Consider the following 12,537-nt stretch of genomic DNA (forward strand, 5'->3'; position numbering starts at 1 on the left):
CTCCCGAGTAACTGGTCTTCGTGCGCCGGATCCAGGCGCCGGTGTGAGGCCGTCCCCTGCCTCTAGTACACCGCCGCCCGGATCCGGGTTCCGGGTCACGGCGGACGATTCCGCCGTCCCGGTCCGGGCCGGGGCGTGTCTCCGCTCGTCACGCCCCGGCCCGGAGTCTCAGTCGCCCGGGTGGGCGAGGCCGACGTCGTGTCCGTCGACTCCCTCCCCGGAGACCGTCAGCGCGCCCGCGACCGGCGGATAGCCGCTCGCGATCACGGTGTAGTCGCCCGCGTCCAGGTCGGTGAAGGCGTAGGCGCCGTCCGTCCCGGTGGTGGCGGTGGCGATCACGTTCCCGGCGGCGTCCACCAGGGTGACCCGGGCGTCCGCGAGCGGCCGCTGACCGGAACCGGCCCGTACGGTGCCCTGCACCCGGGCGCCCGCCTGGAGGGGTATCTCCACCCGGGTCAGCCCGTGGGCGCCGACCTCGACCGGCAGCGCGGCGGGGCGGAACCCGGCGGCGTTCACCGCGATGGTGAAGGTCCCGGCGATCAGCTCCTCGAAGCCGAAGTCACCCTGCTCACCGGTCTTTCCGGTGGCCAGCACCTCACCGCGGACATCGGTGACCACGACCATCGCACCGTCCACCGGGCGGCCGTCGGCGGCGCCGCGCACGGAGCCCACCAGACCGCTGGTGGCCGACAGCACGATGTCGAAGCCGAGCGGTTCGTCACCGATCATCACGGTGGACGCCTGCGGCTGGTGACCGTCGGCCGCCGCGATCAGGACATAGGAGCCGGAGCCCGGCGCGTCCAGGGCGTACGAGCCGTCGCCGTGCGCCACCGAGCGGCCCAACTGCCGTCCGGCCAGCGAGATCAGTGTGACCGCGGCGCGCGGCACCGCGCCGCCGTCCCCGTTGCGCACGAAACCGTGCACACCCTGCCGGGGCGGCTGATCCGCGCCGGCGCCCCCGGCGGAGGCGAACGCCGCCAGGCGGTGCGGTGCGGCCTGGGCGGCCTGGGCACCGTCGGAACCCGGTTCGGGCACCGAGGCGGAGGGCGCGCCCACCAGCGCGGGCTCGAGGTCCGCGAGCTGGGCGGCGGCCGCGGCGGTTTCGGCCTCGGACTCGGCCTGGGCCTCGGTCACCGCCGGAGCGGTGGCCGCCGCCGGGGCGTCACCGGACGCGGCCGGGGCGTGGGCACCGGCCTCCTGGGAGCCGGAACTGGTCTTCAGCGCGACCTCCTTGATGAACAGGGTCAGCAGGAAGGCGAGCAGTGCGGACGGCGCGGCGTAGAGGAAGACATCGCCGATGCCGTGGCCGTAGGCGCTCTCCATGACCGTCCGCAGCGGCTGCGGCATCGTGTCCAGGTCGGGGATGCCCCCGCCGCCGGTGCCCGCGTGGCCCAGCGCCGCGCCCTTGGGGCCGAGGTCGGCCAGACCGTCCTTGACGTAGTGGGTGACCCGGTTGGCGAGCACCGCGCCCAGCGCGGAGACACCGACCGCACCGCCCAGGGAACGGAAGAAGGTGACGACGGCGCTGGCCGCGCCGAGGTCCTGCGGGGCCACCTGGTTCTGGGTGGCCAGCACCAGGTTCTGCATCATCATGCCGATGCCCAGGCCCAGCAGCGCCATGTAGACGGCCAAGTGCCAGTACGGGGTGTCGTACCGGATGGTGCCGAGCAATCCGAGACCCGCGGTGACCAGCACACCACCGCTGACCAGCCATGCCTTCCAGCGACCGGTCTTGGTGATGATCTGGCCGGAGATGGTCGAGGAGAGAAACAGTCCGCCGATCATCGGGATCGTCATGACACCGGACATGGTCGGCGACTCACCGCGCGCCAGCTGGAAGTACTGGCTGAAGAAGACGGTGCCGGCGAACATCGCGATACCCACGAAGAGCGACGCCAGCGCGGTGAGGGTGATCGTCTTGTTGCGGAACAGCCGCAGCGGGATGATCGGTTCGCTCGCCCTGGACTCGATCAGGATGAAGATCAGCGCGAGGGCGAGCGAGCCGCCCACCATCGCGTACGTCTGCCAGGAGATCCAGTCGTACTTGTCGCCGCCGAAGGTCACCCAGATCAGCAGCAGGGAGACCGCGGCGCTGACGAACAGGGCACCGGCCCAGTCGACCTTGACGTCCCGCTTCACGACCGGGAGCTTCAGGGTCTTCTGGAGCACGATCAGCGCGATGATCGCGAACGGGACGCCGACGTAGAAGCACCAGCGCCAGCCGAGCCACTCGGTGTCGGTGATCACGCCGCCGAGCAGCGGACCGCCGACGGTCGCGACGGCGAAGGTGGCGCCCAGATAGCCGCTGTAACGGCCGCGCTCACGCGGGGAGATCATCGCCGCCATGACGATCTGGGCGAGGGCGGACAGACCGCCGACGCCGATGCCCTGGACCACCCGGCAGGCGATCAGCATGCTGGTGTTCTGGGACAGACCGGCGACCACCGAGCCCGCGACGTAGATCAGCAGTGCCGACTGGACCAGCAGCTTCTTGCTGAACAGATCGGAGAGCTTGCCCCACAGCGGGGTGGCGGCCGTCATGGACAGCAGGGCGGCGGTGACCACCCAGGTGTAGGAGGACTGGCTGCCGTGGAGGTCCGAGATGATCTCGGGGAGCGCGTTCGAGACGATCGTGGACGACAGGATCGCCACGAACATCCCGAGCAGCAGCCCGGACAGGGCCTCCATGATCTGGCGGTGGGTCATCGGCTCCGAGGAGTCGGAACCGTGGCCGTGATGGGCCCGGTGACCTCCTCCCGCGTGCTTGGCGTGGGCGGGGTGCCCCGCGGGTCCCCGCACACCGCCGTCCGGTGTGGTCGTAGCCATGAATGTCCTTATCGTTGCGAAGGTGTACGGGTTATTGCCTCGCCCTGGTGGGCGGGGAGCCGGCACCGGGTGTCCCCGAAGCCGGTCCGCAACCGGGCGAGAAGTTCATTGAGACGGCCGACGTCATCGTCGGACCAGTCGCTCAGACAGCGGGCGAGCGCTTCGGTGTAGCGCTCGGAGACCTGTCTGAGCAGCTCTTTTCCATCGGCGTTAATGCTCAGCAGCCGCGACCGCCGGTCCAGCGGATCGGGCGTGCGGTCCACCCAGCCGCGGTCCGCGATATGCGCCACATGACGGCTGGTCACCGACATATCGATGTCGAGCAGCTCGGCGAGTTTGCTCATGCGCATCTCGCCGTAGCGGTCCAGCAGCATCAGGACCACGGCCGAACCCGAGGGGCAGTCGGGCGGCAGCACCCGGCCCAGGCCTCGTTTGACGGCGCCGATGGCGCTGAGCTGCCGGGCCAGCTCCTCGTACTGGCTCTGTGTGGCCACGGCACCTCCCGGATGGTGATCAGTTGCTTGAGGCAACCATAGAAGGAGTTGGTTGCTACAGGCAAATGAAAGGGCGATCTGGGCGGTAAACAGCCGTTAAAGAGTCGGGCAGGTTGTTAAAACGCGCCGGTGAGGGCGCCGCTCGGCCGTGGCGGGTGGGGTGGCCGGGGCGTGGGATGCGTGACGGGGACCGCAGGGCCCCGGGGGTGGGCGGGATTACGCTCGTTCGCTAGGGTCGGGGGCCATGGCGAACAACCCCCAGGGCCCCAACGGCAACCACGACCCGGCCGGTTCCACGCAGATGTTCCGTGCCTTCGTCGACGAGGGCGGCCGACAGCCGCAGCCGACCACCGCGCCGAGCGGCGGATCGCGTATCGGCGTGATCGTCGGCGTGATCGTCGCGATCGCCGTCATCGCCGGGGTGGCCTGGCTGGCGCTTTCCTGAGCGAGGCCGGCCGGCGCTTTTCCGGGCGCGGGTCGTGAGGCGCCCGGCTCATACCGGGCGCCCGGCGTCGTCGGCTACGGCCGGGGTGATGAGGTCTCCCGCTCCGGCTCCCAGCTGACCGAGACGTCCCGCGTCTCGATGTGCATGCCCAGCGGCACCCGCCAGGCGTCCACGCACACCGTCCAGGTCTTCTCCTTCCTCTGACCCGCGCCGATCGGCGCGGGCAGCTTTTCCTTCGACTCCCGGGTCGCCCAGTCGATGCCGATCGAGTCGATGATGTGCGTCGCGAAGGTGATGGTGCCCGAGGTCACCGGCTGACCGCCGGTGTTGCGGAACCGTACGGTCACCTTCTCGCACCAGCGTTGGTCCGCCGCCGCCCGCTCCGGGTCGCCGACCACTTCGAGCGCCGCCGGCCCTGGTGGCTCCGGGGGCGTCGTCGGGGGATCGGGGGGCCGGGGTGTGGAGGGCCCGGGGGCCGGGGAGCCGGAGCCGCCCGGCGAATCCGGGCCGGAGCCAGAACCGGAACCCGAACCGGATCCATGGCCGGGGGTGGAGCCGCCGCCCGGCCGGCCGTGGCCGTCGGAACCTCCCCCTTCCGTCCCGCCGCCCGCCGGATCCGCCTCGTCCGGGCCGTGCGATCCGCCGTTCCGCGCGCGATCGCCAGGAGCCGTGGAGGAGGGCGTACCGTCCCGGTCCGCCGTCCCCTCGCCGCGTCCGCCCGCGCCATCGCGGTCGTCGCGGTCGCCGTCCCGCCCGTCGCGTTCGCCGTCCTGGTCCAGCGGCGTCAGCTTCACGCCGCCCTTCGGCGGTACGGCCCTGGCCGTCCGCTCACCGTCGGGCCCGGCCGCCCCGGCCGCGACATAGCCGTCGCCGCCGCTGCCGCAGCCGCTGAGCAGTGCCCCCAGGCAAAGAGCGACCGCCGAGGAGGCGATCGCCTTGCCCCGGCGGTCCGTTGTCCGGCTCGCTGCGTATCGCATCGGGTCAGTGTGGCTGACGGCCCGTCAGGTGTACAGATGTGTGCCGATCGCCGTAGGACGGCGATCGGCACATGTCCGCGACGGGTCGGTGGCCTGTCGGTGGGCCGGGGACTCAGTCCGCGATGAGTCCCTCGCGCAGCTGGGCCAGGGTCCGGGTCAGCAGCCGGGACACATGCATCTGGGAGATGCCGACCTCTTCCCCGATCTGCGACTGCGTCATATTGGCGAAGAAGCGGAGCATGATGATCTGCCGCTCGCGCGGGGGCAGTTTGGCGAGCAGCGGCTTGAGCGACTCGCGGTACTCCACGCCCTCCAGCGCGCTGTCCTCGTAACCGAGCCGGTCAGCGAGGGAGCCCTCGCCGCCGTCGTCCTCGGGGGAGGGGGAGTCCAGCGAGCTCGCCGTGTAGGCGTTGCCCACCGCGAGCCCGTCGACCACGTCCTCCTCCGAGACGCCGAGCGCCGTGGCGAGTTCGGTGACGGTCGGGGAGCGGTCCAGCTTCTGTGACAGCTCGTCACTTGTCTTCGTCAGCGCCAGCCGCAGCTCCTGGAGCCGCCGCGGAACCCGCACCGACCAGCTGGTGTCCCGGAAGAAGCGCTTGATCTCACCGACGACGGTCGGCATCGCGAAGGTCGGGAACTCCACGCCGCGTTCGCAGTCGAACCGGTCGATCGCCTTGATCAGGCCGATGGTCCCGACCTGGACGATGTCCTCCATCGGCTCGTTCCGGCTGCGGAACCGGGCGGCCGCGTAACGGACCAGAGGGAGGTTCAGCTCGATGAGGGTGTCGCGTACGTAGGTGGCCTCCACGCTGTCCCGGTCGAGTGCGGCGAGCCGCAGGAACAGGGAGCGGGAGAGGGTGCGGGTGTCGATGGTGTCGCAGTCGTCAGGCGCGTGCGGTGCGTCATTGGTGAGCACCTTCGAGCTGCCCAGTTCTACGGACATGCCACCCCCTTGAGGTCGCGGACGGATCCCAGCTGCGCGCGGCGCGCGTGCAACGCAGCTTCCCCCTGAATACCGGAGGTCGAGCCGCGGCAAACGCGGTTCCAGCAGAATGTCACATGTCGGCAACACGCTGTAGCGCCAAGTCGACATTACTGCCCCGGTCCACCGGGGTGGGTATCGCCCGTCGTGATTAGGACTCGATCCGATTTGCGGATCTGAGCCTGGCGAAGCTCCGGGACAGCAGGCGGGAGACGTGCATCTGGGAGACGCCGAGCTCCGCGCTGATCTGAGACTGGGTCAAGTTGCTGTAGTAACGGAGCAAAAGGATGCGTTGTTCCCGCTCGGGCAGCTGGACGAGCAGATGGCGCACCAGGTCACGGTGTTCCACCCCGGCCAGTGCCGGGTCCTCGTAGCCGAGCCGGTCGACCAGCCCCGGGAGCCCATCGCCCTCCTGAGCCGCTTCCAGTGATGTGGCGTGATACGAGCGGCCCGCCTCGATGCAGGCGAGCACCTCTTCCTCGCTGAGCTTCAGCCGCTCGGCGATCTCGGCCGTGGTGGGGGAGCGGCCGTGCAGTACCGTCAGATCCTCGGTCGCCCCGTTGACCTGGACCCACAGCTCGTGGAGGCGCCGCGGTACGTGGACGGTGCGGACGTTGTCGCGGAAGTAGCGCTTGATCTCGCCGACGACGGTGGGCATCGCGAAGGTCGGGAACTGCACCCCGCGTTCCGGGTCGAACCGGTCGATCGCGTTGATCAGGCCGATGGTGCCGACCTGGATCACGTCCTCCATCGGCTCGTTGCGGCTGCGGAAGCGGGCGGCGGCGTAGCGGACCAGTGGGAGGTTGGCTTCGATGAGCGCGGCACGCACCCGGGCGTGCTCGGCGCTTCCGGGGGCGAGGCCGGAGAGCTCGGTGAAGAGCACCTGGGTGAGCGCTCTGGCGTCAGCCCCCCGGCTTCTGCCGCTCTCGCTGCCGCCATCGCCCTGGGGAGGGGTTCTGGGCGCGGTTCGGGCCGACACGGTCACGCCACCCCTTCACGATGCACTCACCCGGCAAAGCGGTCATAGCATCACAAGACATGTGCACTGTGTGCAAGCACCGCTTTACTACGTGTTGATGGCGAAATTGCCCCGTAGTGGGGCAAATCTGATCGTGAAGGTGTTCGGAAGCGGTCCGGAACAGGATCAGAAGGCGTTGCGGGGGCGCTCAGAAGGTGCCCGGCAGGCGATCAGAAGAGGTGGGGATCAAAACCAGAAAGAGGCGGGAACGCGATCAGAAGGGGTAGTCCGCGATCACCCAGGTGGCGAACTCCCGCCACTGACCGGCTGCCGCCTGATGGGCCGGGTGCTCGATGTAGCGCTTCAGGGCGTCGAGGTCGGCCACCGCGGAGTTGATCGCGTAGTCATAGGCGATCGGCCGGTCCGTGATGTTCCAGGCGCACTCCCAGTGCTCCAGCTCGGGAATGACGCCGTCGAGCTCCTCGAACGCCCGGACGCCTGCCTGGACCCGCGGCTCATCGCGCGTCACGCCGTCGTTGAGCTTGAAAAGGACCAGGTGGCGGATCACGGTGCCTCCACGGGCGGGGCTGTCAGCGGGTGTCACTGGACCAGTTCAGTCATGAACTCGCCAACGCTCTTGGCGGCGTCCGATATGCCCTCGAACCCTATCTGGACCAGGTCGGCAGCGCGTGCCGGGGTCTTGATGATCGTGTAGAGCACGAAGACGATGAGCATGTAGAGCGCGATCTTCTTCGCCTGTGCCATCGCGTGCTGCCCTCCCCGGCGGTCCCCTGTGGCGTCGCGAGAGTCTATCCACACCCCTGGAACATCAGTCGTACCAGTCCGATCATCGGGGTTTCGTCCTGTCCGCCGTGCCCGCCGAGGTGGGCGTCCCCAGGGAAATGGGTGGATTCTGGGAGGTGGGAGGGGAGGCCACAGCGCCCGGCGGAGGAGCGCCCGGAGGAGCGCCCGGAGGAGGAGGGAGCGGAGATGCGTGTCGGTGTCCTGACCGGCGGAGGCGACTGCCCCGGCCTCAACGCGGCCATCCGCGCCATCGTCCGCAAGGGCGCGGAGGTGCACGGCTTCGACTTCGTCGGGGTGCGGGACGGCTGGCGCGGTGCGCTCGACGGCAGCATCGTGCCGCTGGACGTCCAGACCGTACGCGGCATCCTGCCGCGCGGCGGAACGATCCTCGGCTCCTCCCGCACCAACCCCCTGGCCAGCGAGGACGGGGTCGACCGGATCCGGCGCACGCTCGCCGAGAACGCGGTGGACGCGCTGATCGCCATCGGCGGCGAGGACACCCTCGGCGTCGCCGCCGAACTCTCCGACCAGGGGATCGGCGTGGTCGGTGTCCCCAAGACCATCGACAACGACGTCGCGGGGACGGACTACACCTTCGGCTTCGACACCGCCGTGAACATCGCCACCGAGGCGATCGACCGGCTGCACACCACCGCCGAGTCCCACACCCGCACCCTGGTCGTCGAGGTGATGGGCCGCCACGCGGGCTGGATCGCCGTGCATTCGGGCATCGCGGGCGGCGCCAACGTCATCCTCATCCCCGAGCAGCCCTTCGACGTCGGCCAGGTCTGCGGCTGGGTGGAGAACCGCTTCAAGATCAGATACGCGCCGATCGTGGTGGTCGCGGAGGGAGCGGTCCCCAGGGCCGGGCAGATGGTGGTCAAGGACTCCACGCTCGACGAGTTCGGCCATGTGCGGCTGTCCGGGATCGGGGAGTGGCTGGCCCGTGAGATCTCCGACCGCACCGGCAAGGAGGCCCGCACCACGGTCCTCGGCCACATCCAGCGCGGCGGTACGCCCAGCGCCTTCGACCGCTGGCTGGCCACCCGCTTCGGACTGCGCGCCATCGACACCGTGAAGGACCGGGACTTCGGGACGATGGTGGCGCTGCGCGGCACCGACATCGTGCGGATCCCGCTCGCCGAAGCGGCGGCGGGCACCAGGACCGTGGACCCGGCGCTCTACGCCGAGTTCGGGGTGTTCTTCGGCTGAGGCGGCGCTCCTGGAGGCGGGCCGTGCCCTGCGGTCGCCGCCGGGCCGGCCGCCGTGCGGCGGGGCTCATTCGGGGTGCGGTACGACCGCGACCGGGCAGCGGGCGTGGTGCAGGACGGCGTGGGCGACCGGGCCCAGCCGGCGTTCCGCCACCCGGGGCCCGGTACGGCGGCCGAGGACCAGCAGCCGGGCCCGTCCCGACGTTCTGACCAGCGCTTGCGCCGGGTTGAGCAGCACCACGTCGGGCAGTACCGAGACCTGGGGATACCGCTCCCGCCAGCCCCGCAGCGCGTCCGAGACCACCTGGCTCTCCTGGTCCTCCCACCGTCCGCGGTCCTCCTCCAGCACGCTCAGCATCCAGGCGGACGGGGACGCCGGGGGCAGCGCCCACGCGTGCACCACCCGCAGCAGGGCGTCCCGCTCCGAGGCGGCGCGGAAGGCGAAGTCGGCCGTGGTGCCGGCGGGGGCGTGGGCGTTGAAGCCGAGCTGTATCTCCCGGACGCCGCCGCGGGCCGGATCCGCCCGCCGGGGCTCGCCGGGCACGGTCACCACCGGGCAGTCGGCGGCCGCCGCCACCCGCAGTGCCACCGATCCGACCGCGAGCCCGTCGAACCCGCCCCAGCCCCGCGCCCCCACGACCAGCAGCCCCGCGGCGGAAGCGGCGGTGAGCAGCGCCCGGTCAGGTTCGTCGTCGGTGTGGCGGCCGGTGACCTCCAGCTCCGGGTGGCGGGCGGCGAACCCGGCCACGGCCTGGTCCAGCATCTGCGTGCCCACGTGCTGCCAGGCGTCCACCCCGGGGACCGGGGAGACCCGGCGGGGCAGCGGGGGACACGCGTGCACCAGCAGCAGTCCGACCCCGCGGTGCACCGCCTCCCGAGCGGCCCACTCCGCCGCCGCGAGGCTGCGCCGGGATCCGTCGACCCCCGCCACGACAGGGCCGCTCATCGGGTCCTCCTCTGCTGCGTCCGGTACTGCGTCCCGCTCGGCCGCCGGAGGGTGTTTCCGTCCGTTCAGTGTAGGTACGCGCGGCTCTCCCGGCCGGGCGGGAACGGGGGCGTCCCGGTTCGACGCGCGCGAGTGGGCCATCCGTGGTGCACTGGATGAACCGGGGGGAAGCGAACGACCCGCCGGATCCGTCCCCTCAACGACCTCCCGCCGGTACCGGGACCGGCGCGACCAGACCGCGAGGGGCGGCGACCGCCCCCGGACCGAGAGATCGGTCCGGGGGCGGTTCTGCGTTTCCGGACGGGTGCGGTCCGCGGCGGCCGCGGCGTGCCCGCGCGGGCACGTTCCGGCGTCCAACTCCCCCGAAGGTGGGGTGGGATGTCAAAAATTCGGGGGACGCGGGGGCGTGGCGCACGGGCGCAGCATGGGGCCGAGGAACGGAAGGAGTGGGAAATGCGCTCGAGCACATGGCATCTCACCTCGCGCCGCTCAGCCCTCGTCATCGGATTCGTCGCCGTGGTGGCCGCCGTGGTGGTCGTCGGGATGGTCTCCCCTTCCGGAAAGGCGTCCGGCAGGGCCGCGGCGGCCGAGTTCCGCCGGGAGCCGATCGGCAAGACCTCGGTTCCGGCGTTCACCCGGGCCGTGGGCCAGGACCGGACCGATCTGGAGTCACCCTCCAACGGCGGCCGGGCCTTCCTCGGCAACACACCGGGGCTGTACGCCGGGGCGCCCGACCGGCAGTCCTGCGACCGCGGGGAGCTGATCCGCGGCCTCCAGGCCGACCCTGGGAAGGCCGCCACCTGGAGCCGTCTCCAGCACCTCGGCTCGGCCGACGCCATCCCGGACTACGTCGGCCGGCTGACCGGCACCGTGCTGCGGTCCGACACCTATGCCAAGGTCTACGGTTCCCGCGCCGGCGCGAAGCCCTCGTCCGCCGTCCTCCAGGCGGGCACGGCGGTCTTCGTGAACCAGCGCGGGGTGCCCGTGGTGAAGTGCAACTGCGGCAGCCCGGTGCGGATGGCGGCTCCGCCGCAGGACGCCCGCCCGACGTTCACCGGCCCCGAGTGGACCGGTTTCTCCAAGAGCACGGTCACCGAGATCCAGGCCGCCCCCAAGGCCGTCAAGCGGGTCGTGATGCTGGAAACGGGCGGTAAGTCCGAGCTCTTCAAGCGTCCGCTGGGGGACGGCGGCAAGGGCGGGGACGACAGCCAGTCCGACGACACGGTGCTGGCGAAGGCCGACTACCCGCCCTACCTGGCGATGCCGGGTGAACAGGGCGCGCCGGACCTGCCGGAGGCGCCGAAGCCGGGCGAGAACCCGTCCGACGTGGTCCCGCCTCTGGAGACCAAGCGGCCGTCCGGTTCGCCGTCCGGCGGGATGCCGGAGGCGCAGACCTCCGACCAGCCCACCGACCCCAACCAGCAGCCGACGGACCCGGCGCAGCAGACGCAGCCCTCGGATCCGAACCAGCAGCCGTCCGACCCCGCGCAGCAGAGCCAGCCGCCTTCGCAGCCGCAGCCGGATCCGAACCAGACCCAGCAGCAGCCCCCGCCGAACCAACCGCCTCCCAATCAGCCCCCGCCGAACCAGCCTCCCCCCAACCAGCCCCCGCCGGACCAGAACCAGCAGCCGCAGCCGGACCCCAACCAGACCCAGCCCCCGCCGCAGCCGCCGCCGTCCGGCCCGTGAGGCACTGAGGCGAGCCCGAGGCGAAGTGCTCGCTCCCCGACCGGCGTCCGTCCGGTGCACCGTTCGGTGCAATCCGCGGGCGCCGGCCGCGCGCCCCGGCCCCTCCCGGGCCGCCCCGGACGGCAGCATGGTGGCCATGGTCCTGCCCGGATTCCTGACCAGGACGATCAAGCTGCTGCTCGGCCGCGAGGACCGGCCGCTGCACACCCAGGCCGCCGCCGTGGCCACGCTCGGCCTCGCGGCGGTCATGCTGCTGGGCTCGTACGCCGTGGTGGCGGCCGAGCGAGACGCCCCCTCCGCGAACCTCACCAGCTATCCCAAGGCCCTGTGGTGGTCGGCCGAGACGGCGACCACCGTCGGCTACGGCGACTTCTATCCGGTCACCCTGTGGGGACGGCTGATCGCCTGTGTGGTGATGTTCGTGGGCATCACCACCTACGGCATGATCACCGCGGCCATCGCCGCCTGGTTCGTCGGCCGCGAGCAGAAGCGCCAGCACCGGCTGACCGAGGCGGTCCACGACCGCATCCTCGGCGGGGAACGCCGTCTGTCCGCCGACGCCGAGGCCCTCTACGAGCGCTTCGACCGCCTCGAGGGCCTGATCGCCACAACCGGCCCCCACCACCCGGACCACGACGACCCGGCGTCCTGACTCCACCGGGGCGATTGAAGTCGGCGGATCCCACCGGGCGAGTGGCCGAGCCGGAGTCCAGGCGAATCAGTAGTAGTCGTTGGGATCGACTCCGTCAGGGGATCGATAGGTAGGGGATCCGAGAGAGAAAATAATTCTACTACTCTTCTTCGATCGAGAACCATCTTCTGCGCTACTTTCGACCCAGAGCTCCACAGACAGCGAGTACTCGTCCTTTTTGTGTACCGCTTCCAGCATCAGCTGTCGGTCCGTTGAATTTGCGTTACCGAAACGAGTGACACGCCACCCTTTCTTCGGGAGTTCTTCACGCAAACGAGTAAAGCCGTGCGTTAACTCCTTCGGAGGTAGATTTGAGATGGACCACAGATGCTGGATGGCGTAGTCTTTTTCGTTCTTGTCGGAGGCCACTGCCCCCGGCCCGGCTGGTGACACCTTTCCTTTGAGCCGGGTCATATCGAGCACGTCGCTGGATAGACTGCCGGCGTGTTTAATTGCCTGCGTCGGGTGCATCTTCTTGGATGGTTCGCTATCCGATTCGTTCATGGAGCTGCAT

Annotated in this window: 13 protein-coding genes; 4 read left to right on the forward strand and 9 right to left on the reverse strand. The window is 70.5% G+C overall.

Annotated elements, in window-relative coordinates; genetic code table 11:
• Positions 1 to 168: 168 nt before the first annotated feature.
• Both AC07FT_RS20815 and AC07FT_RS20820 read right to left on the reverse strand, forming a co-directional pair.
• Positions 169 to 2,706 carry an MFS transporter gene (locus AC07FT_RS20815; protein ID WP_479177620.1) on the reverse strand — a complete coding sequence of 846 codons (2,538 nt, stop codon included), beginning with the start codon at positions 2,704 to 2,706 and terminating at the stop codon, positions 169 to 171.
• A gap of 128 nt (positions 2,707 to 2,834) precedes the next feature.
• Positions 2,835 to 3,320 carry a MarR family winged helix-turn-helix transcriptional regulator gene (locus AC07FT_RS20820; RefSeq protein ID WP_479177543.1) on the reverse strand — a complete coding sequence of 162 codons (486 nt, stop codon included), beginning with the start codon at positions 3,318 to 3,320 and terminating at the stop codon, positions 2,835 to 2,837.
• Positions 3,321 to 3,564: 244 nt separating this feature from the next.
• Here AC07FT_RS20820 and AC07FT_RS20825 point away from each other — a divergent pair, with 244 nt between their 5' ends.
• Positions 3,565 to 3,765, forward strand: a complete 201-nt coding sequence (locus AC07FT_RS20825) for a hypothetical protein (protein WP_471191716.1) — start codon at positions 3,565 to 3,567, stop codon at positions 3,763 to 3,765.
• Between the two features lie 74 nt (positions 3,766 to 3,839).
• Here AC07FT_RS20825 and AC07FT_RS20830 read toward each other — a convergent pair whose 3' ends face one another.
• The 5 genes from AC07FT_RS20830 to AC07FT_RS20850 all read right to left on the reverse strand — a co-directional run bounded on the left by AC07FT_RS20830 (position 3,840) and on the right by AC07FT_RS20850 (position 7,501).
• A complete protein-coding gene (locus tag AC07FT_RS20830) occupies positions 3,840 to 4,742 on the reverse strand; it encodes a hypothetical protein (protein ID WP_479177544.1) in 903 nt (300 codons plus the stop codon).
• Positions 4,743 to 4,854: 112 nt separating this feature from the next.
• A complete protein-coding gene (locus tag AC07FT_RS20835; RefSeq protein WP_471191710.1) occupies positions 4,855 to 5,685 on the reverse strand; it encodes an RNA polymerase sigma factor SigF in 831 nt (276 codons plus the stop codon).
• Positions 5,686 to 5,875: 190 nt separating this feature from the next.
• Positions 5,876 to 6,709 carry an RNA polymerase sigma factor SigF gene (locus AC07FT_RS20840; RefSeq protein WP_432039932.1) on the reverse strand — a complete coding sequence of 278 codons (834 nt, stop codon included), beginning with the start codon at positions 6,707 to 6,709 and terminating at the stop codon, positions 5,876 to 5,878.
• Positions 6,710 to 6,956: 247 nt separating this feature from the next.
• A complete protein-coding gene (locus tag AC07FT_RS20845) occupies positions 6,957 to 7,250 on the reverse strand; it encodes a Dabb family protein (RefSeq protein WP_471191707.1) in 294 nt (97 codons plus the stop codon).
• 32 nt (positions 7,251 to 7,282) lie between these two features.
• A complete protein-coding gene (locus tag AC07FT_RS20850) occupies positions 7,283 to 7,501 on the reverse strand; it encodes a hypothetical protein (protein WP_254746241.1) in 219 nt (72 codons plus the stop codon).
• Positions 7,502 to 7,672: 171 nt separating this feature from the next.
• Here AC07FT_RS20850 and AC07FT_RS20855 point away from each other — a divergent pair, with 171 nt between their 5' ends.
• Complete coding sequence (locus AC07FT_RS20855) at positions 7,673 to 8,698, forward strand: 6-phosphofructokinase (protein WP_479177545.1); 1,026 nt, start codon at positions 7,673 to 7,675, stop codon at positions 8,696 to 8,698.
• A gap of 66 nt (positions 8,699 to 8,764) precedes the next feature.
• Here the strand turns inward: AC07FT_RS20855 and AC07FT_RS20860 are convergent, their stop codons facing one another.
• Positions 8,765 to 9,643, reverse strand: a complete 879-nt coding sequence (locus tag AC07FT_RS20860; RefSeq protein WP_479177546.1) for a universal stress protein — start codon at positions 9,641 to 9,643, stop codon at positions 8,765 to 8,767.
• 453 nt (positions 9,644 to 10,096) lie between these two features.
• Between AC07FT_RS20860 and AC07FT_RS20865 the strand changes: the two genes are divergently transcribed.
• Together AC07FT_RS20865 and AC07FT_RS20870 are read left to right on the forward strand one after the other, a co-directional pair.
• A complete protein-coding gene (locus tag AC07FT_RS20865) occupies positions 10,097 to 11,332 on the forward strand; it encodes a DUF6777 domain-containing protein (protein ID WP_479177547.1) in 1,236 nt (411 codons plus the stop codon).
• 136 nt (positions 11,333 to 11,468) lie between these two features.
• On the forward strand, positions 11,469 to 11,984 hold the full coding sequence (locus AC07FT_RS20870) for a potassium channel family protein (protein WP_479177548.1): 516 nt from the start codon (positions 11,469 to 11,471) through the stop codon (positions 11,982 to 11,984).
• Between the two features lie 66 nt (positions 11,985 to 12,050).
• On the opposite strand, the gene AC07FT_RS20875 is transcribed toward AC07FT_RS20870, so the two are convergent.
• On the reverse strand, positions 12,051 to 12,527 hold the full coding sequence (locus AC07FT_RS20875) for a hypothetical protein (RefSeq protein WP_479177549.1): 477 nt from the start codon (positions 12,525 to 12,527) through the stop codon (positions 12,051 to 12,053).
• Between the last annotated feature and the right edge of the window lie 10 nt (positions 12,528 to 12,537).

This window comes from Streptomyces sp. NPDC045899 (assembly GCF_056431485.1).